The organism is Arthrobacter sp. G.S.26, assembly GCF_050847375.1.
In the GTDB taxonomy this organism is placed as follows: Bacteria; Actinomycetota; Actinomycetes; order Actinomycetales; family Micrococcaceae; genus Arthrobacter.
In genome coordinates this window covers 596,600-616,599 of record NZ_CP193752.1, presented here as the reverse complement: position 1 = coordinate 616,599, position 20,000 = coordinate 596,600, and the positions used below count along the sequence as shown (strand labels likewise).

At 66.7% G+C, this 20,000-nt stretch carries 17 protein-coding genes, 1 tRNA gene and 1 other RNA gene; 11 read left to right on the top strand and 8 right to left on the bottom strand.

Features of this window, described 5'->3' with window-relative positions; translation table 11 throughout:
• Positions 1-105 precede the first annotated feature (105 nt).
• Complete coding sequence (gene aceB, locus ACRB8A_RS03020) at positions 106-1,758, top strand: malate synthase A (protein WP_050686678.1); 1,653 nt, start codon at positions 106-108, stop codon at positions 1,756-1,758.
• Positions 1,759-1,922: 164 nt separating this feature from the next.
• Here aceB and ACRB8A_RS03015 read toward each other — a convergent pair whose 3' ends face one another.
• The gene (locus ACRB8A_RS03015) at positions 1,923-3,116 is read right to left on the bottom strand and encodes a CynX/NimT family MFS transporter (protein WP_432245554.1); all 1,194 of its coding nucleotides are present in this window, start codon (positions 3,114-3,116) and stop codon (positions 1,923-1,925) included.
• A gap of 136 nt (positions 3,117-3,252) precedes the next feature.
• On the opposite strand from ACRB8A_RS03015, the gene ACRB8A_RS03010 reads away from it, so the two are divergent.
• From ACRB8A_RS03010 to ACRB8A_RS02995, 4 genes are read left to right on the top strand one after another with little or no spacing between them, the layout of a single operon-like run.
• Positions 3,253-4,212, top strand: a complete 960-nt coding sequence (locus ACRB8A_RS03010) for a D-2-hydroxyacid dehydrogenase family protein (protein ID WP_432245553.1) — start codon at positions 3,253-3,255, stop codon at positions 4,210-4,212.
• 11 nt (positions 4,213-4,223) lie between these two features.
• On the top strand, positions 4,224-4,799 hold the full coding sequence (locus tag ACRB8A_RS03005; RefSeq protein ID WP_050686683.1) for a GNAT family N-acetyltransferase: 576 nt from the start codon (positions 4,224-4,226) through the stop codon (positions 4,797-4,799).
• Between the two features lie 28 nt (positions 4,800-4,827).
• Entirely contained in the window at positions 4,828-5,532 is a 705-nt protein-coding gene (locus ACRB8A_RS03000) for a DsbA family oxidoreductase (protein ID WP_050686724.1), read from the top strand.
• Positions 5,533-5,566: 34 nt separating this feature from the next.
• Positions 5,567-6,217: a TetR/AcrR family transcriptional regulator gene (locus ACRB8A_RS02995; RefSeq protein ID WP_050686685.1), complete on the top strand. Its 651-nt coding sequence runs from the start codon at positions 5,567-5,569 to the stop codon at positions 6,215-6,217.
• Between the two features lie 75 nt (positions 6,218-6,292).
• Here ACRB8A_RS02995 and ACRB8A_RS02990 read toward each other — a convergent pair whose 3' ends face one another.
• Positions 6,293-6,961 carry a LytR C-terminal domain-containing protein gene (locus tag ACRB8A_RS02990; protein ID WP_050686686.1) on the bottom strand — a complete coding sequence of 223 codons (669 nt, stop codon included), beginning with the start codon at positions 6,959-6,961 and terminating at the stop codon, positions 6,293-6,295.
• Entirely contained in the window at positions 6,954-7,253 is a 300-nt protein-coding gene (locus tag ACRB8A_RS02985) for a type II toxin-antitoxin system VapB family antitoxin (RefSeq protein WP_197273594.1), read from the bottom strand. Before ACRB8A_RS02985 ends, ACRB8A_RS02990 begins: the two co-directional genes overlap by 8 nt.
• A 148-nt stretch (positions 7,254-7,401) precedes the next feature.
• On the opposite strand from ACRB8A_RS02985, the gene ACRB8A_RS02980 reads away from it, so the two are divergent.
• Complete coding sequence (locus ACRB8A_RS02980; protein ID WP_050686690.1) at positions 7,402-8,331, top strand: hypothetical protein; 930 nt, start codon at positions 7,402-7,404, stop codon at positions 8,329-8,331.
• Between the two features lie 93 nt (positions 8,332-8,424).
• Positions 8,425-10,035 carry a stealth family protein gene (locus ACRB8A_RS02975; protein WP_082178353.1) on the top strand — a complete coding sequence of 537 codons (1,611 nt, stop codon included), beginning with the start codon at positions 8,425-8,427 and terminating at the stop codon, positions 10,033-10,035.
• Between the two features lie 94 nt (positions 10,036-10,129).
• On the opposite strand, the gene ACRB8A_RS02970 is transcribed toward ACRB8A_RS02975, so the two are convergent.
• The 3 genes from ACRB8A_RS02970 to ACRB8A_RS02960 all read right to left on the bottom strand — a co-directional run bounded on the left by ACRB8A_RS02970 (position 10,130) and on the right by ACRB8A_RS02960 (position 12,938).
• On the bottom strand, positions 10,130-11,062 hold the full coding sequence (locus tag ACRB8A_RS02970; RefSeq protein ID WP_050686691.1) for a phosphodiesterase: 933 nt from the start codon (positions 11,060-11,062) through the stop codon (positions 10,130-10,132).
• Between the two features lie 164 nt (positions 11,063-11,226).
• A complete protein-coding gene (locus ACRB8A_RS02965) occupies positions 11,227-11,712 on the bottom strand; it encodes a glutathione peroxidase (RefSeq protein WP_050686694.1) in 486 nt (161 codons plus the stop codon).
• Positions 11,713-11,852: 140 nt separating this feature from the next.
• A complete protein-coding gene (locus ACRB8A_RS02960; protein WP_231686098.1) occupies positions 11,853-12,938 on the bottom strand; it encodes a M23 family metallopeptidase in 1,086 nt (361 codons plus the stop codon).
• A 638-nt stretch (positions 12,939-13,576) separates the two neighbouring features.
• On the opposite strand from ACRB8A_RS02960, the gene ACRB8A_RS02955 reads away from it, so the two are divergent.
• Positions 13,577-14,500 (top strand): oxygenase MpaB family protein, encoded by a 924-nt coding sequence (locus ACRB8A_RS02955; protein WP_432245552.1) that lies wholly within the window; start codon positions 13,577-13,579, stop codon positions 14,498-14,500.
• Positions 14,501-14,544: 44 nt separating this feature from the next.
• Here the strand turns inward: ACRB8A_RS02955 and ACRB8A_RS02950 are convergent, their stop codons facing one another.
• Both ACRB8A_RS02950 and ACRB8A_RS02945 read right to left on the bottom strand, forming a co-directional pair.
• The gene (locus ACRB8A_RS02950; protein ID WP_432245551.1) at positions 14,545-14,988 is read right to left on the bottom strand and encodes a hypothetical protein; all 444 of its coding nucleotides are present in this window, start codon (positions 14,986-14,988) and stop codon (positions 14,545-14,547) included.
• A gap of 171 nt (positions 14,989-15,159) precedes the next feature.
• A tRNA-Ser gene (locus ACRB8A_RS02945) sits at positions 15,160-15,244 on the bottom strand.
• Positions 15,245-15,605: 361 nt separating this feature from the next.
• Here ACRB8A_RS02945 and ffs point away from each other — a divergent pair.
• The 3 genes from ffs (at position 15,606) to recR (ending at position 19,989) form a co-directional block, all read left to right on the top strand.
• An RNA gene (gene ffs, locus ACRB8A_RS02940) (signal recognition particle sRNA small type) lies at positions 15,606-15,702 on the top strand.
• 51 nt (positions 15,703-15,753) lie between these two features.
• Positions 15,754-19,329, top strand: coding sequence for a DNA polymerase III subunit gamma and tau (locus ACRB8A_RS02935; protein WP_432245550.1), 3,576 nt, complete (start codon positions 15,754-15,756; stop codon positions 19,327-19,329).
• A 60-nt stretch (positions 19,330-19,389) separates the two neighbouring features.
• Positions 19,390-19,989: a recombination mediator RecR gene (gene recR, locus ACRB8A_RS02930; RefSeq protein ID WP_050686699.1), complete on the top strand. Its 600-nt coding sequence runs from the start codon at positions 19,390-19,392 to the stop codon at positions 19,987-19,989.
• The last annotated feature ends 11 nt before the right edge of the window (positions 19,990-20,000 follow it).

The window sequence follows — 20,000 nt, the reverse complement described above, 5'->3', positions numbered from 1 at the left end:
GCCGCCTTTCCCACCCACTTGCCCTATCACCTATGGTCCCTATCGACAGCTGTTGGGAGCCATAAGTGATAGGGCAACGGGGTGGACAGCCAAGGAGCAACTCCCATGAACACTTTCACCGACAACTTCAGCATCAACGGAATCACCCTGACCGCGCAGCCCGTGTGCCGGCAGGACGAGGTCCTCACCCCTGACGCGCTGGCGTTCCTCGCCAGGCTCCACCGGGCCACGGCGGGACGCCGCCAGGAACTGCTCCAGGCCCGCCGGGCACGCCGCGCCGGAATCGCAGCAGGACAGGACCCGAGGTTCCTCCGCGAAACCGAGGACATCCGCAACGACCCCACCTGGCGGGTGGCTCCCCCGGCCCCCGGCCTGGAGGACCGCCGCGTGGAAATCACCGGCCCGGTGGACAAAAAGATGACCATCAACGCCCTGAACTCAGGTGCCAAGGTCTGGCTGGCGGACATGGAGGACTCCTCCACCCCCACCTGGCGCAACGTCATCAAGGGCCAGCTGAACCTGACCGACGCCCTGGAGCGCCGCATCGACTTCACCTCGGAGGAAGGCAAGGAATACCGGCTCCGCCCCGCCACCGAGCTGCCCACCATGGTGGTCCGGCCACGGGGCTGGCACCTGCCGGAAAAGCACATGCTGGTCGACGGCACCCCCATCGCCGGCGGAATCGTGGACTTCGGGCTGTTCTTCTTCCACAACGCCCGCCGCCTGCTCGCCCAGGGCAAAGGCCCCTACTTCTACCTGCCCAAGATCGAGAACCACCTCGAGGCCCGGCTCTGGAACGACATCTTTATCCTGGCCCAGGACCTGCTGGGCATCCCGCAGGGCACCATCCGTGCCACCGTGCTGATCGAAACCATCACCGCCGCCTTCGAAATGGAGGAGATCCTCTATGAACTGCGGGACCACGCCGCCGGCCTGAACGCCGGCCGCTGGGACTACATCTTCTCCCTCATCAAGAACTTCCGCACCCGCGGCCCCCGGTTCGTCCTCCCGGACCGGGCCCAGGTGACCATGACGCAGCCGTTCATGCGGGCCTACACGGAGCAACTGGTCCGTGCCTGCCACAAGCGCGGCGCCATGGCCATCGGCGGAATGGCGGCAGCAGTGCCCAACCGCAAGGACGAGGCCGCCAACAGCATCACCTTCGAAAAGGTCCGTGCCGACAAGGCACGCGAAGCCGCTGACGGGTTCGACGGCTCCTGGGTGGCCCACCCGGACCTCGTTCCGGTCTGCCGCGAGGTCTTTGACGAAGCCCTCGGCAGCAAGCCCAACCAGCTGGACCGGCTCCGGGCGGACGTCACCCCCGATGACCGGGCCCTGATCAACGTGGCCGCCACGGAAGGGACCATCACCGAACACGGCATCAGGATCAACATCGAAGTGGGCATCCGCTACATCGAATCCTGGCTCCGCGGCAATGGCGCCGTGGCCATCCACAACCTCATGGAAGACGCCGCCACCGCCGAAATCTCCCGTTCCCAGCTGTGGCAGTGGATGTACGCCCACGCCATCACGGACCAGGGCGAGATCATCACCCAGCAGTGGGTGGAGGAACTCCTCGATGAGGAATTCGCCCGCCTGGAGCGCTTCGACGGTGACCGTTTCGAGGATGCCCGGGACATCTTCGAAGAGGTCACCCTGGCCCAGGATTTCCCGTCCTTCCTGACGCTGCCCGCCTACGCCCGCTACCTCACCGAGACCCGCGAAAAGGCCACCGTGGAGGAACTCGCCGCGGCCTGACATCCTTCCGTCCGCCGGCCCGGCACGCCCCTCGCAACAAGGCACCCCGAAATCCGGGGCGCCGGGCCGGCACGGAACCCCCGTCCCACCCCCTCTCTGAGTGGGTGGGACAATCCCGTTTTGCTGGCGGGCGTTCGGGGCCGCGTACGACGGCGGCACCCGGCTCAGCGGCCCCGCGGCACCTGGCGCACGGACAAGGTGGTGCCGGCGAAGAAGACCAGTACGGAACCAAGGATCAGCAGCAGGGGCAGGGTCCAGGAACCGGACGCGTCATGGACGAAGCCCACCATGGGCGGCGCGAGGGCCGCGAAGCAGTAGCCCAGGCCCTGCACCGTGGCGGACATCCGCCCGGCGGACGCCTGGTCCCGGGCCAGCCGGATGACGGCGATGAACACAACGGTGATGCCGCCGCCCTGGGCGATGCCGCCGGAAACGCTCCACAGCCACCAGAGCCCAGGCGCCAGCAGCAACCCGACAGGAACCGCGACCCACAGCACTCCCAGGGTGATGGCCACCGTTTTCATGCTCCAGTACTTGGCGGCAAACGGAACGCCCAGGCCGCCCACGATGGCCAGGATCTGGAAGATCGAGGAGGCCGCGCCGGCTCCGGACGCGGACATGCCGAGTTCGTCGTGCAGGTAGCTGGGCAGCCAGGCGGTCACCCCGTAATAAGAGAAAGCCTGGCCTGCAAAGCCGGCAGTCAGGCCTGCCGTGACCCAGCCCGCGCCCTTCACCGGCGGCAACAGCGCAACTGCAGGCACCTGGCCGGACACCAGGAAGGCGTTCCGCGGTCCCACCGCCAGCGTCCACCCCACGATGGCGAGGACGGCCAGGACCGCCACGGCCGCGAGCGCCGTCCGCCATCCTGCCGCGGCTGCCAGCGGGGCGGTCACCACGGACGTCAGAAAGGACCCCACGTTCAGGGCGGCCGTGTAGATGCCCATAGCGGTGCCTTGCCGGCCGGGAGCAAAATCACGCCGGATGATCAACGGCGCCGCAATGTTGCCCACCGTGATGGCCACGCCGATCAGCACGGTGCCGGCCACCACCAGCACCGGCCCCCCGGCGGACCGCAGCAGCACACCGGCCAGGACCCCCAGGATGGTCAGCGTCACCGCGAACTCGGCCCCGAATTTTCTGGCCGCGAGGGATGCCAGCGGCGCCGCGAGCGAGAAGCAGAGCACGGGGATGCTGGTCAGCAGCCCAAGCATCACCGGTGAGAACGCCAGTTCCGCCTGCATCAGGTCCACCACAGGCGCTACGGCCACAAACGGCCCGCGCTGGTTCAGCGCCAGCAGGCCAATGCATGCCAGCAGGATCCAGCCGGCAGGAATCCTGGCGGAAAGCCGGCCGGTCATGGGCGGCGGGCGGGTCGGGGCCGAAAAATCATCACCCCCATTGCTATCACGGCGCCCTTCCCCGCTTCAGAGTGTTGCCCCGTGAGGGCCTGCTTTACGATGAACATCACGCCATTCCGGGACAAAGGACACCGCCATGAAGCACCGCCTAGCCATCCTCGACGATTACCAGGACGTGGCCTCCGGTTTCGCCGACTGGGCCGCGCTCGAAGCCCAAGGCATCACGGTCACCACGTTCCGCAAGCCGTTCGCGTCCCCGGAGGCCCTGGTGTCGGCGCTGGCCGGCATAACAATTGTCATCGCCATGCGCGAGCGGACCGTATTCCCCCGCGAGGTCCTGGAACAGCTCCCGGCGCTGAAACTGCTGGTCACCACCGGCATGGCAAACGCCGCAATCGACACCGGGGCAGCAGCCGACCTCGGCATCACCGTGTGCGGGACGCCGGGCTCCCCTGCCGCCGCGCCGGAGCTGACCTGGGGGCTGCTGCTTGCCCTCGCCCGGCACCTGCCCGCGGAGGAGCGTTCACTCCGCGCCGGCACCTGGCAGTCCACGGTGGGCTTCGAACTCGCCGGCAAGACCCTGGGGATTGTGGGCCTGGGCAAGATTGGCCGCAGGATGGCCGGCTACGGCAAGGCCTTCGGCATGGACGTGGTGGCCTGGAGCCAGAACCTGACGGCAGAGGCTGCTGCGTCCGCCGGTGCCCGGCTGGTCAGCAAGGAGGAACTGTTCCGCGCCGCAGACGTGGCCACCCTGCACCTGAGGCTCTCGGCCCGTTCCGAGAACGTTGTGGACGAACCGGAACTGCGGCTCCTGGGGCCGGAAGGGCTCCTGGTCAACACCGCCAGGGGACCGCTGGTCAACCAGGACGCGCTGGTCAGGGCGCTGAACGGCGGCTGGATCCGCGGCGCCGCCCTGGACGTCTTCGACCAGGAACCCCTGCAGGCGGGCCACCCGCTCCTCACCGCACCCAACACCGTCCTCTCCCCGCACCTTGGCTACGTCACCACGGAAAGCTACCGCCAGTTTTACGGCGGCGCCTTCGAGGACGTCACCGCCTGGCTGGCCGGTTCGCCCGTCCGCACCATCACCGCCTGACAGGAAGACCCATGAGCCACCTCCTTCGGCAGGCAACAGCGGACGACGCCGGCGCGCTGGCGGAGCTGGCGGCCGTCACCTTTCCGTTGGCCTGCCCGCCGTCGTCGTCGGCTGTTGACATCGCCGCGCACCTCGCGGCGACCCTCAGCGAAGCCTGCTTCGACGACTACCTCGCGGACCCGGACATCACCATCACGGTGATTGACTCCGAGGGTGCGCTGGACGGCTACAGCCTCCTGGTGGCCCGGCCCGCCACCGACCCCGACGTGGCGGCCGCCCTGACCCTGCACCCTTCGGTGGAGCTGAGCAAGTGCTACGTCCATCCGGCCCAGCACGGGCTCGGCGCCGCCGCCGAACTGATGCGCGCCACGCTGGCCGCAGCCGCCGCTACCGGCGCTGCGGGCATCTGGCTGGGTGTCAACAACCAGAATGAGCGGGCGCTCCGGTTCTACACCAAGTCAGGTTTTCGGCAAGTGGGAACCAAGTCGTTCCGGCTGGGCACCACCGTGGAACACGACTTCGTCCTGGAGCGTGCCCTCACCCCTGAACCGCCGGTGTGGGATATCCAACAGCGGCAGGAGGAATAGCCGCCGCTGCCGTGCGGTTGTGCCCACCATGAAGGTAGAGATCTGGTCAGACGTTGCTTGTCCCTGGTGTTTTATTGGCAAGCGCCGCTTCGAGGCCGCGCTGGCCGAGTTCCCGCACCGTGCCGCGGTGGACGTCCAGTGGCGCAGCTACCAGCTGGATCCGGCACTGCCGGAACACTACGACGGCACCGAACAGGACTACCTGAGCACCCGCAAGGGTATGGCGCCGGACCAGGTACAGCAGATGTTCAGCCATGTCACCGAGGTGGCCAAGGGCGAAGGCCTGGCGTATGACTTCGACTCGGTGGTGGTGGCCAACAGCTTCACCGCCCACCGGCTCATCCATCTCGCCGCCACGCAGGGCGTCCAGGATGCCGCCAAGGAGCGCCTGCTCAGCGACCATTTCGAGCACGGCAGGGACATCGGCAACCAGGACTACCTGGCCGCACTGGGCCACGACCTTGGCCTGCCCCAGGCTGAGGTGGCGGAACTCTTCACCTCGGACAAGTACGCAGCGGACGTCCGCTTCGACTTCGAGGAAGCCCGGGCCCTGGGCATCAGCGGTGTGCCGTTCTTCGTGATCGACCGGAAGTTCGGACTGTCCGGCGCCCAGCCCGCGGCCACGTTCACGGAGGCGCTGACCCGCGCCTGGGAGGACGCCAACCCGCTGGTGCTGGTTGACGCTGCCAACGCCGGGGAAGCCTGCGGGCCGGACGGCTGCGCCACCAACTGACCGTTTTACTGACACATCGGGGTAAAGTGTCTGTATGCCACGGATTACAGCCGCCAGCAACGCAGACCAGCGCGCGGACACGCAGCGCCGGATCCAGACGGCGTTCGGTGAGCTCCTGTTTTCCCACGGCCTGCCCGGCCTGACCATGACGGATGTTGCCCGGCACGCCGGGGTTGGCCGCACCGCCGTGTACAACTATTACGCGGACATCGAGGAACTGCTGATCGCGTACGCGCTGGATGAGACGGAGAAGTTCCTCACCGAGCTCCGTGACTCGCTGGCCACGCTCGAGAACCCCGTGGACCGGCTGGCACTGTACGTGCGCGCCCAGGTGGTGGACCTCTCCCGCCGCCACCTCCCGCCGGGCCCTGCCATGGGCGCTGTGCTGTCGCCGTCGTCCTTTGCCAAACTGGCCCATCACGTGGGCGACCTCAGCGTGCTGCTGCAGGGCATCCTGCGCGACGGCATGGAGCAGGGCTTCCTGCCGGCCGCGGACATCAGCCAGCAGGCGCAGCTGATCCTGGGGACGCTGTCCTCCAGCGCGGCCCGCGGCAGCGACGAGGCCGCGGAACTGGAGGCACGCGTAGCCCGGACGGTGCGCTTCATCCAGCTCGGTGCCGGCGCCAGGTTTGACGACGGCGGCCGGCCCGTCCGCCAGGGGCTGGACCCCGCACCCCTCCCCTGACTTGCGCTATCAGATGTGGTCCCCATCGCCCCGGTTTAACGACCAGGACTGATAGCTCAACGCGAGGGCGGGGGCCTAGGGAGCGGCGGACGGGACGACGGGTGACTTATCGTCGTCGGCGATCCGGCGGCTGTCCCGCGGGCAGCTGAGCCGGCCGGGCGTCTGGTCCACAACCTCCGGCGCAGTCAGTGCGCTGTAGGCCTGGGACAGGATCACGTCCACGCTGCCATCGGTCCTGCCGTCCTGGAAGTAGTCCGAGCCCGGCAGGTTGCGCTGGATGCTGAAGGCCGAGGACTGGCCGGTGGGGCCGGAGACCACGGCGGCGATGCCCCGGTAGCCGGCGTCGATGTTGGCCACGGCGCCCACCACGAACTTCCGGGCCAGGAGCTCATCCGCCACGGCGCGGGCCAGGCCGGGGCGGCTGGTGGAGTTGTACACGTTGACGTTGATGGTCTCGTTGGGCGCGTAGTCAAAGGTGGCGGGAGGACAGGTGGCAGCAGTTTCCCTGGCTGCCTCGGCCGCCGGGATCTTGAGCTGTCCGTTCATGATGGCCATGGCGGTGATGATGGCTGCCGCGATCATGCCGACGAGGAGCACCAGCACTGCCCCGTGCACCGCGCGGCGACGCACCTTGGCGGTGCCGTCGTCGTCCCGGACCGCATCCAGCGCGGCACGAAGCTCCGGTCCGCTGACCACATGATGGCCGTGCAGGACCGTGGTGTCCTGCGGCTTTCTCCTAGCCATCGAGCACCAGGACCCTGGCGTGGATCGCGGTGCGCTGGTGCAGTGCCGTCCGGACGGCCCGGTGCAGGCCGTCCTCAAGGTAAAGGATCCCCTGGTACTGCACCACGTGCGGGAAAAGGTCGCCAAAGAACGTGGAGTCCTCGGCCAGCAGGGCTTCGAGGTCCAGGGTGCGTTTGGTGGTCACCAGCTCGTCCAGCCGGACCGGGCGGGGCGGAAGCGAAGCCCACTCCTTGGGCGTGGTGTAACCATGGTCGGGGTACGGGCGGCCCTCGCCCACAGCTTTGAATATCACCATGCCACCCTAGGCATCCTGCCAGCCCAGCGAAAGTCTCCAGCGCCGGCGGCGGGCAGGTTGTAGCCAAAAAGCAACCATTGGCCACGTCCCGGGCGGGCCCGTAACGGGGGCCTGCCCGGCGCCGCCGCCTGACAGAATGGGACCCATGACAGGTTTCCAGTCCCCCGCCGTGCCCACCGCCGAAGCCCACCACCCGGCAGCGCCGCCGCTGGCGCTTTTGCTCGACGTCGACGGGCCCGTGGCCAGCCCCGTCACGCGCTCGGTCAAACCGGAAATCATCAACGACCTGCTGGCGCTGGCCGCCGCGGGCATCCCCGTCATCTTCAACACGGGACGGTCGGACGCCTTTATCCGCGAGCAGGTTATGGACCCCATGATCCAGGCCGGCATCCCGGCCGGCACCCTGATCCATGCCATCTGCGAGAAGGGAGCCGTATGGTTCACGTACACGGCGGCCGGTGCGGGCCCCCTGCATGTGGACCACGAACTTGCCGTGCCTGCCGCCTACGGCAACGACGTCAGGACCCTGGTGGCTGACAAATACGCGGAACACATGTTCTTTGATGAAACAAAGCGGGCCATGGTGTCCGTGGAGCAGCACATCGGGGTGGCCAGCGCTGACTACCTGGCCGAGCAGAAGCTGTTCGACGCCGATGCCATGGATTTGATGACGAGCCATGGCCTGGGTGTGGTCCGGTTGGACCACCACGTCCCCGATTCCGATGATGCAGTGGACTACCGGGTGGACCCCACCATCATTTCCACCGACATCGAGTCGGTCCGGCTTGGGAAGGACCTGGGCGCCAGCCGGGCGGTGGAGCTGCTGGCCGCGCAGGGCATCACGCCGCAGGCCTGGCGGACAGTGGGCGATTCCCGCACGGACTACGCCATGGCCGACTGGCTGCACCACAACGGCCATGCCGTAAAACACGTTGATGTCCGCCCCGCGGATGGCGTCCCGGTCAAACCGTACACAGTGCTTACCGCGGCGGACCTGGGACTTGGCGAAGACGTCATCCACGACGACGCCGGCGGAGCATTCCTGCGCAGCTGGCGGGAGGAATCCAGCCGCTGAACCGGGTGGCCCCGGGCAGTCAGGATCGGTCCGGTAAACATTGCGTTAGCCCGGCAGGACTATCATGCAGGTAGGAACGCAACATATACCAGCATGGAGACAACCATTACAGAAGCAACGGTTCAGGACGAGGTCTACTACGGTGGACAGGCGTCGGCAGCAGAAGAATTCCATGCAGAGGTCACGTCGGCCGAGGCGCAGCAGCGCCTGAAGCACCGCCCCGATGTTGTCCGGCACAAGGGCCGCTACGCCCTGATCAACGACACCAGGACGCCTTATCAGGCCATGGTGGAGGATCTGGTCTTCCTGCGCAACGTGCTCACCGACGCTGGACTGGCCTATCTGCTGGTCCGTGGCAACAACCACCGCCCCGTCATCGCCCTGGACTGGAAAGACCGGAAGAAGCTGCGGGCGGCGCTGGTTGAATCCTGCCGGGACGAGCCGTTCTACTCCATGACTGTGGACGCCAAAAAGAAAACGTCGGTCCTGGTAGCTGACGGGGAACTGTCCTCCAACCGGCAGGCCCGGATCTTCCGCCTGTACCGGCCCCGGGTGGAACCCGTGGGCGGCTTCGAGTTCGGCGCTTCCGCGGGCGTCCAGATTGAGCTGTGGTCCTTCGAAGGGGAAGAGCTCACCCTGCCCATCGAGAACTCGCTCACCCGCCGCACCCTCCTGCGCCAGGACGCGGTCCGCGGCACGGTGGAGCGTTACGGCCACTCCTGGCCCACCATCGAGAACATGTTTGCCGACCACGCCAGCGACATCAGCTTCGACATTGACCTGGTGTTCTCCTGGGTGGACGGCAGTTCCCCCGAATACATCGCGGCGCGGCGCTCCCAGCAGAAGGACGTGGTGCTGGGCGAAGGCGACGATCACGAGGCCCGCTTCCGGCAGATCAACGAGCTCAAATACGCGCTGCGCTCGGTGTACATGTTTGCGCCCTGGATCCGCCGGATCTTCATCGCCACCGACTCCCCCGCGCCGTCATGGCTGGCGGAGGAGCACCCGGCAGTGACCATTGTCCGCAGTGAGGAGTTCTTCTCCGACCCGTCGGTCCTGCCCACGCACAATTCGCAGGCCGTGGAGTCCCAGCTGCACAATATCGATGGCTTGTCGGAGCACTTCCTGTACTCCAACGACGACATGTTCTTCGGCCGTGCCGTCAGCCCTGACCTCTTCTTCACGCCCGGCGGCATCACCAAGTTCATCGAAGCCGAAACCCGGATCGGCCTGGGCGACAACGCCGCCGAACGCAGCGGTTTCGAGAACGCCGCGAGGGTCAACAGGAAGCTCCTGTGGAACAGGTTCGGGCGGATCACCACCCGGCACCTGGAACACACCGCTGCTCCGCTGCGCCGCAGCGTAGTCTCCCGGATGGAGAAGGAGTTCCCGGACGAGTTCCGCAAAACAGCGGCCAGCCGGTTCCGGGCCGCCGACAACATCTCGGTCACCAACTCGTTTTACCACTATTACGCCCTGCTCACCGGGCGTGCGGTGACGCAGACCGCGGCGAAGGTCCGCTACGTGGACACCACCATGCGGAGCGGGCTGAACTACCTGCCCAAACTCCTGTCCAAGCGCAACATGGACTTCTTCTGCCTGAACGATGGCAGTTTCCCCGAAGTAAGCTCCGATGAGCGCGCGCAGCTGGTGACGGACTTCCTGGAGAAGTACTACCCCATCAAGGCACCGTGGGAGAAGTAACCGCTGGTCGTCCCTCCGTTTAACCCAAGAGGCCGGCACCTGGGTGCCGGCCTCTTTCTTCCAACCGGGACTGTCGCGCCGGACCTGCCGGAAACTACGTGAACCGGGATGGCTGGCCGAGTTTGGGGCCGACCGCCTGCTTGCGGGTCTCCGGGATCCGGACGCCCGCGGCGGCCAGCCGCCTGGCTGTCTCGGCCGCAGGAACGTATTCGCCCACCGTCGCGGCGCTGCCCAACGGCACCACCGAGTGCACAATGGTGTGCTCGTAGACATGGACCAGGTTGAAGGACTGCCCGTTGTCCTGGCCCCGGGTGCCGCCGACAGGGACATTCAGGTCCTGCGTGTAGCAGCTGGCCGATGCCACCGAAACCGGTACCCCGGCGAAGCTGGCGGTGGTGGAGTAGTGCAGGTGCCCGGCGAGGATGGTCCGGACGTCCGAGTTCCGCACCACGGCCGCCAGTGAGGCCTGGTCCCGCAACTCCACCAGCACCGACAGATCCAGGACCGACGGGACGGGCGGGTGATGCAACGCCAATATGGTCCCATCCGGTGCCGGCGTTTCCAGCTCCCGGGCCAACCAGTCCAGTTGATCGGGGCTTAGTTCTCCGTGATGGAAACCTGGCACCGTGGTGTCCATGGTGATGACCCGCAGGCCTTCGATGAAGTAGCTGTGATCAACCGGCTCATCCGTCCCGGGCTGGTCCAGCAGTCCGCGCCGGAAGTTAGCCCTGTTGTCATGGTTGCCCATGGCCCAGATGATCTTGGCGCCCAGTTCTTCACACGCGGGTTCAACGATGGCCCGCAACTTTGTATAGGCGTCAGGATCGCCTTTATCTGCAAGGTCACCGGTGAAGATGACCGCCTCCGGCCGCGCCCCTGATGCCTTGACCTCTTCAAAAAGTTGAATCAGCCTGGCTTCGCTGTCAACGACGCCATAAAGGGGGTCCGGTCCTCCCAACAAGTGGGGATCGCTCAGGTGGAGAAGGAAGTGGCGTGGCCGGGGATGTTCGGCCTCGATGTGCTCCATTGCTGCCTCTGTGGTCGGTGGGAAACGGCGTTTCCCTTCTACCTTCAGTAACGTTTATCCAACCAGACATCCGGCAAACTTTGGGCAAATCGCCGACGCCCATGTGGAAAAAGGTAAAAAAACTGCGCTTCTGCGCCGCAAATTCGCGGAACGCGCAGTTTTTCTTATCCCAAGGCCTTTTCGACGGCGTCAATGACCTCCGCCGAGTCCGGTTCCGTGGTGGGGGCGAACCTGTCCACAATCTCGCCGTCGCGGTTGACCAGGAACTTCTCAAAGTTCCACTTCACCATCCCCGGCAACAGGCCCTTCTTGAACGTGGTGAGCTCCGAGTAAAGCGGGTGCTGGCTCTTGCCGCGGACATCAGCCTTGACCGTCAGCGGGAAGGTGACGCCGAAGTTGCGCTCGCAAAACTCGGCGATCTCGCTGTCCGATCCGGGCTCTTGTCCGGCGAACTGGTTGCAGGGGACGCCCAGGATCTCGAAGCCGCGGTCCTGGAACTTCCCATAGAGCGCCTCAAGGCCAGCGTACTGGGGGGTGAAGCCGCAGTTCGAGGCCACATTGACCACCATCACCACGTTGCCTTTGAACCTGCCGAATTCGGTCTCGGTTCCGTCGTTAAGGGTCAGCGGGATCGGGTACAAAGATGCCACGGGTCTCGTCCTCACAAAGTTGTCCATACAGGGTGTTCGTTACCAAAGACCCAACGTACTGGTGGGTGCTGGTGGTTTCCTGTACGCGGAATTCGGTGCGGCGAAGGACCGTTGCGGGAGGCGGGGCAGCAGGGGCGCAGTTACCCAAGCGTGGGACGTAGCGTCGGCGTCAGTGTTGGCCCCGGCGTTGCAGCTGGTTCAGTTTCCGAGCGGGCAGGGGCCGACGACGGCGTGACGGCCTGTTTCAGCGCGGCAGGTGGCGTTGTGGTCGGCGTAGTCGTGGCCGTGGCAGTTGCCGGCGGGGTTGGGGCCGGCAACGTCGCCGGCACCGCCGCCTTCGTTGGAGTGGGGGTTGTCGTTGGTATTGGCGTGGGGGTCGGCGTTGCCGTGGATGAAGGCGTAGGTGAAGACGTGGAAGTAGCGCTTGGCGCCGGAGTTGCAGTGGGCGACGGCGACGGCGTTGTCGGGGTCGGCGTAGGAGTCGGCGACGGCTTTGTCGGCGTTGGCGTCGGTGAAGGGCTGGGCGACGGTGTAACTGTCGGCGACGGTGAAGGGCTGGGCGACGGTGTAACTGTCGGCGTTGGCCTTGGTGAGGGGCTGGGCGACGGTGTAACTGTCGGCGACGGCGAGGGGCTGGGCGTCGGAATGACTATCGGCGACGGCGAAGTGCTGCCCGACGGCCCGGTCACGTCTTCGTCGCCGGGTTCCTCACTTGTGGACGGAATCGCGGCAGCCTGCCCGCCGGGAATGGTCCAGATGATGGATCCGCCGGTGGCTGGACCGCTGCCGGGAAGATACGACTGCGCCGGGGTGGAGTCGCCGCCCGTCACCGCACTCAGCGGAACCAGGCCCCACGTCTGCGGATTCACGTATTTTCCGTTGACGATCGTTTCGAAATGCAGGTGGCATCCGGTGGACCAGCCGGTGGAACCAACGTGTGCGATGGCCTGGCCCATCCGGACCGGATCTCCGGCGCGAACCGAGATGGACTGCAGATGGTTGTACGTGGTGACGAGCCCGTTGCCGTGGTCGATCTCCACGCGGTTGCCGCCGCCCCACGGGTGCCAGCCGGCAGCGCGGACCACACCCTGGTCGGCCGCGTACACCGGGGTTCCGCAGGCCGCGGCGTAGTCCTGGCCCAGGTGGAAATCGCCGCCTCCGCCGGTGAGCGGACTGACCCTGAAGCCGAAGGGCGAACTGGGGCTAAGCGCCGCAAGCGGAGCCATCAGGAAACCCGCTGGAGGGCGTCCGACTCCGCTCGTGCCGATGGCCGAAGGCAAGATGCCGGCGGTGCTTTGGCCGGTGATCGGCGATCTGGTGAAGGGTACTGCCGCAGTGGGATCCGAAAAAATGACCGGCGCAAGCGCACCCGCGCCCACGGTGCCGGAGGCGGGCTGGCCGGAGTCACCGGTTGCAGCGCCGGAGCCGAGAGAACCAAAAGCGCCCGTAGCGGCTCCATTGAAACTCGCGGCCGGGTCGACGGACCCGCGGGACAGGGCCGCCGCGTCACGAAGGTTGGTGCCGCCGGCAGGGGCGCCCGACTGGCTGACCACACACACCACAGCGGCCAACACGGCAGAACCTGCGGCAGCACGACTGGCAGCGCGGAAGGAACGTCGACGTTCCTGGCCGTTTCCGGCGCCCCAATGCTTGCCCAATAGATCGACTCCGATGGTGATCCAGCGCATGTTGCCCTTGCGCGTTCTCCCATGGGAACACACCTCCGGCGGCGTGTGAACCCTGCTGGGCTGCGGTGTGGCAATAATTGTGGAAATACGCCACCCCCGCCGGTTCCATGCGGACCAACACCACCCTGTCCTGGGTCCAACCGCCGCATTCGCCCGCGGCTGGGCAACAATGGGGCATGCGGAATTTCTTCAGCGAATGGCGTGACGAAGTCCGGAAAACCTTCTCGGGCAAGTCCGGGGCGCCACCGGAATGGACGCTGCGCCTGGCCGACGGCGATGATCCGGGCTACCACCTGCCGGGGTCGGCAGTCTGGGCAGTACATGGTTCCATGTCCCCCATTGTCGGGGGCATCCGGACGCTGCTGATGCAGTCCCTGCATCCTGGCGCGCTGGCCGGCGTCCACGAGCACTCAAATTTCAGGGAAGACCCGCTGGGCCGGCTGGCAAACACCATCCGATGGATCTTCACGGTCACCTACGGGTCGCAGGCAGCCGCCCGGGAAGCGTCCCGACGAGTACGGCGCCTGCATGAACCGGTGCAGGGCAGCTACCAGGACAACCAAGGTGCCAGCCAAAGCTACAGCGCCAACGATCCGGATCTTGCCAACTGGATCCACATCGCCTTCACGGACGGATTCCTCGCGGCCCACAAGCTCTGGGGCGGCCCCATCCCTGGCGGCGCCGACGCCTACGTCCGGGAGTGGTCACAGGCAGGAACGCTGATGGGAGTGGAACATCCGCCCCGCACAGAAGCCGACATGCGGCGTCAACTCGACACATGGCACCGTAACGGCGACCTCCGCGCGGATGCCAGGGTCCGGGAAACTGTTGCCTTCATCCGTGATGCACCACTGCATCCCATGCTCCGGCCCGGATACCGGATTCTGTTTGCCGGCGCGGTCTACAGCCTGGAGCCCGAATACCGCCGGATGCTGGGCCTGACTGTTCCCCGGCTAGGCCCGTTCCCCCTGCCGGTAAAGCTGGCCACCAAAGCCGTTCTCGGCGTCGTCCGCCTTGCCCTGGGACCCATGGGTCCCAGCGAAGTCTCTGCCCGGCAGCGGCTGCGCCGGCTGGGCTCCCCGGCGGCGGACCGGCCGTAATGGGCCCCGGAAGCACCGGGGGTATCTCCGGCCGGCCCTTCCGTTCATTTGCCTACATACACGTTCTGGTGAACCCGCTTCAAGCCTTCAGATTCGAGTTGGGCGGCGTCCGCGTTGTCCCGCACCAGGACGGCCGGTCTCCTGTCTGCCCCGGTCACGGTCACGATCTTGTTGCTGGAGCTGCCGGCTGCAGCTGCGCATCCCGCGTAATCGGTGACGTGCCCATCGGCATTGACCACCGCCAGGCATGCCTGGGCGCCATCGGTACTCTGCGCTGCAAAGAACTGCCGGCCGTCATCTTCGACCAGGAACCGCAGGGTTGTGGCATCAATGTGTTCAGGAAACTGAAAGTGCGCATCGCTTGGGAGTTCGTCTTCAGGTCCGGCGGGAGTTGTCAGGGCAGCAATACCGTAGCCGTCGCCGACGCAGCCTCCGAGCAGCAGTGGAACCGTCAGTATTGCCATCGCTGCCGCTGGTTTGAGCTTCATCGCCTGTCTCCCCCGTTAGTTACCGTGCCAAGGATGCTAGCGCACGGCTATCGGCAGGTCTTGTCATACGCGGGAAGGCCTGAGCGGCCAAGCCGCATGGACCTCGTAAGCCGCGGGGCGGTTAGACCAGGAAATCCGGCCCCATCATGATGGGACCGGATTTCCGTTCGGCGGAGAATGGGGGATTTGAACCCCCGAGGGCGTTAACCCAACACGCGTTCCAGGCGTGCGCCATAGGCCGCTAGGCGAATTCTCCAACTGCTTCTGAATCAAAAGCAGATACTAGATTACCTGAACTTTTCCCCATCGCCCAATTGGCGCCTTTTCCGGTTTGCGTACGGGGCCTGGCAGTGTCCGGAGGGCCGGCGCTTAAAACCGAAATGGACGCCCCCAATGCGCCCATTCCCGTGTGCCACCGTTGAGCTGCCGGGTCCGGCCCCGTTCTCCCAGGCCCCGCAGCTCACAACCTTGAGATTGCCCCAATCGGTGTACATACCCATGATCGGGGGTGGCGGGGGGATAAGCAATCAAATTCGCTGATTGGCCGGACTCAGCAGCCGCCACCGGGGCCCGCGCCCGCCGATTCGAGTCACGCCGGATGTTCGGGTAAAGTAACTGGCGGCCCCTCATGTGGCGTCATCCTGTTGAACTCCCCCAGGACCGGAAGGTAGCAAGGGTAAATGGGCTCTGGCGGGTGCATGGGGGGTCTTTACTTTTCCCCCACAGGGCGGCAGGTTGTCGGCCCGGATTGGTAGGGTTTTCTCTGTGACAGTTACTACCGCCCTCTACCGCAGATACCGTCCGGATTCCTTTGCAGACGTTATCGGGCAGGAACACGTCACGGAGCCGCTCATGACGGCCCTGCGTAAGAACCGCGTCAATCACGCCTACCTTTTCTCCGGCCCCCGCGGCTGCGGCAAGACCACCTCTGCGCGCATCCTGGCCCGCTGCCTCAACTGCGCCAAAGGCCCCACGGACACCCCCTGTGGCACCTGCCCCAGCTGCGTCGAACTGGCCCGGGGCGGCTCCGGATCGCTTGATGTCATCGAAATCGATGCGGCGAGCCATGGTGGCGTTGACGATGCGCGCGATCTTCGCGAGCGGGCCACCTACGCCCCGGTCCGCGACCGCTACAAGATTTTCATCATTGACGAGGCCCACATGGTCACGTCGGCCGGCTTCAACGCGCTGCTGAAAATCGTCGAAGAGCCGCCGGAACACATCAAGTTCATCTTCGCCACCACGGAACCGGACAAGGTGATCGGCACCATCCGGTCACGGACCCACCACTATCCGTTCCGCCTGGTTCCGCCAGAACCGCTGATGGCCTACCTTGAACTGCTCTGCAACCAGGAGAACGTGCCCGTGGCCCCCGGCGTCCTCTCTCTGGTGATCAGGGCCGGTGGCGGCTCCGTCAGGGACTCGCTGTCCGTCCTGGACCAGCTAATGGCCGGGGCCGGCCCCAACGGCCTGGACTACGAACTGGCTGTTGCCTTGCTGGGTTACACCCACGCATCGCTGCTTGACGACGTTGTGGAAGCGGTGGCGGCATCTGACTCAGCTACCGTCTTCCGCGCAGTGGACCGGGTCATCCAGACCGGGCACGACCCCCGCCGTTTCGTTGAGGACCTGCTGGAGCGCTTCCGCGACCTCATCATTGTCCAGGCCATGCCCGAAAGTGCGCAGACCATTCTTCGGGGAATGCCTGCGGACCAGATTGCCCGGCTGCAGAACCAGGCCCACAACCTGGGTGCAGCTGAACTGTCCCGCGCGGCTGACGTCACCAACACCGCCCTGACCGAAATGACCGGGGCCACGTCCCCGCGCCTGCACCTCGAACTGCTATGCGCCCGGATCCTTCTGCCCAGTTCCGAACAGAACGAACGCGGCATGGCCGCGCGGATCGACAGGGTGGAACGCCGCCTCAATTACGCCGGGAACGACGTCGGGGCTGCCGTCACCGCGGGTCCGGACGGCACCGCAACTGCCCCTGCCGCGGGCCCGAGCGGCTCTGCCCCGGCAGCGGCAGCGCCCAGGGCTGCAGCCGCCACGGCTCCGCCCGCGACTCCGGGTCCGGCCCCGTCTTCCACCTCCCTGGCAGGCCCGTCCGCCAACTCCACCCCGCGGGCCACGCCGCCGGCAGCAACCGCGCCGTCGGCCCAGACTGGGCAGTCCGCAGCCCAAGCTGGGCAGCCGGCAGCCCCGGACACCAACGCCGGGACGGCCGCCCCGGAACCTTCGTCCGCCAACCCGGATGAGGCTGAAGGTGCAACCCGGCAGCCGCTGACACCACCCCGGGTCAGCACCGCCGACTGGCCCGTCGAGGACGCCGCTGGCCGCCGGCCCCAGCCCGCCGAGGCATCCCCCGCATCCCCGTCCACCAATGGCACCAGCGCAGGCAGCACCCGCGACGCCGATGTGCCGGCTGGCAGCGGCGGCGCCGGCAGCGGGGATTCGGCGCCCACCGTGTCCCGCAGTGCGCCCTCTGGATTGGGCGACGTCGAAGTGCTGCGCCGGGCCTGGCCCGAAGTCCTTCAGGCACTGTCGAAGATCAAGCGCAGCACGTGGGCGCTGGTCGAACCCAACGCACAGGTCAGCGCCTTCGATGGCACCATCCTGACGCTCTCGTTCTCCACGCAGGGACTGGCCGGCGCCTTCGGGCGTGCGGACCACGCGGAAAACCTGCGCCAGGCCATTCACAAGACCTTGGGCATCGACTGCCAGATCACCGCTGTTGCCGGCGGCGGACAGTCGAGCTCTGACCCAAACCCAAAAGCACCGGCCAAGGCAACGCCCCCGGCCACCCCCAGTACCCCGGCGGCCGCCAGCTCGGCTGACGTCGCCTGGGGCCTGGCACCTGCGCCCGCACCGGGCGCGGAACCCGCTCCAACTGCAGCGGAGGTGTCGGCGGCTGCGCCTGTATCTACGTCTGCGGCTGCCCCTGTGGAGGAGCCGGCCACAGCGGGACCTGACCAGGCACCTGCAACTGCAGCTGACCACACCGGGCCTACCGGCGCGGCAGCAACGGGACCTGCCGCGCCGGCAGATTCACCCGCGGCGGGAGGCAGCGCAGGTTCAGCGAGCGGCCTGTCAGGCTGGCCAGTCACCAGCCAGGATCTTTCACGCCCCGATGACACCGCTTCCACCAATCAGCCGACACCTGCGGATCCTACGGTAACGACTGGGGCCACTGCTGCCACGGCAACTGCTGCCCCGGAAGGTCCTGCCGGGACAGCGGCGGCCGCTCAGGAGCTGCCAACCGGACGCACCGCGGCTGCAGCGACCCCTGTTCCGGAATCGCCTCAGCCGGTGCAACAGGACACCCACGGCGTGGCAGGCGACTATTCGTACTCCGACGACGACTGGGGACCGCCCCGGGATGAGGACGCTCCCCCGCTGGAGGAGGAGCCGCCCATGGACTGGGCGCCGCCGCGCCAGTCCACGCCCCCGGCGTCCGCTGCTGCCGCCAGCTCCGGCTCAGGTACCGGTCGCGGCAGGGCACCGATCGCGGATGCTCCGGATCGCTCACAGAACAAATCTTCGGCACAGCAGTCCGCCCAGGCTGACAGCGGGACAGACCCCTTGGCCCGCGACCCCTGGGCCCGCGCCGTGGAGCAGGCCCCCGGAGTCTGGGTGGTGGGCGACACCAGTAATGTGGGCGCCACCGCGGAAACCTCCGAACCGGGAAGTCCGGGATCGGGTACTTCGGAATCCGGCGCTTCGGCACCGGGCACTTGGGCATCGGGCACCTCGGACCCGCAGCCGCACTACGAGCCTGCAACCGCTTCTGTTCCACCCTCAATTCCAGCTGGCCTGCCGGGAACATCATCAGGGCCGGAATGGGGCGCTGTCACGGGCTCTGACCCGGCGCCGGGTCAGGCGCCGGCGCCTGCGCCGGCCACTGAACCGGCGAGCGCTTCGGCGCGTGCGTCTGCGTCCGCTCCGGAGGCAGAGCCTGCACCCATACCTCCTGCCGCGCCGTCCGCTGCCGCCGCTCCAGCCGTGTCCGAGCGGCGCGAACCCGCCTACGCAATGGCCGCGGCAGCTGCGGCCCCGACTTCGACTGCAACTGCGGCCCAGGCCCAGTCACCGGCCGCCGTCGAAACCCGGCAAAGCCTCTACCAGCGGCTGTCCAACAGTCCGGAAGCCGAGGCCGGCCGGGCCAAGGCGCCGGCACGCGCAGTGGCCACCGCCACCTACGTCCAGGATGTCCCCAGCGCAGATGATGAGACCATCGAAGAGTCCGGGGTATTTGGCCGGGCCGCAGTGGAACGCATCCTGGGCGGCAAACTCATTGAAGAGCGCTCAGCCGATGGCAGCCCCATCGCACCAAGATACTGACCCCGCACGGTTTGGCCGCGGGCCGGCTGACCACAATCCACACCAAGTTAAGAGGAAATCGTGTACGAAGGTGCTGTCCAGGAGCTGATCGATGAGCTCGGACGCCTTCCCGGCGTGGGCCCCAAATCCGCGCAGCGGCTGGCCTTCCACATCCTTGAAGCCGACCCGCAGGACATGAAACGGCTGGTGGAGGCGATCACAACGGTGAAGGAACGGGTCAAGTTCTGCACAGTGTGCGGCAACGTCACGGAGCAGGAACTTTGCAACATCTGCAGGGACCCCCGCCGGGACCCCGCGATGATCTGCGTGGTTGAGGAATCCAAGGACGTCCTCGCCGTGGAGCGCACGCGTTCCTTCCGGGGCCGGTACCACGTCCTGGGCGGGGCCATCAACCCCATCGCCGGCGTAGGCCCGGAACAGCTGCGGATCCGGGAACTGCTGACCCGGCTCAACGATGGCGCCATCCAGGAAGTCATCATCGCCACGGACCCCAATCTGGAAGGCGAGGCCACCGCCACCTACCTTGCCAGGATGCTGAAAACCATCGGTATCGCCGTAACGCGGCTGGCATCTGGCCTGCCGGTGGGCGGCGACCTGGAGTACGCCGATGAGGTCACGCTGGGACGCGCCTTCGAGGGCCGCCGGAACGCCCTGACGTAGCAACACCTGGT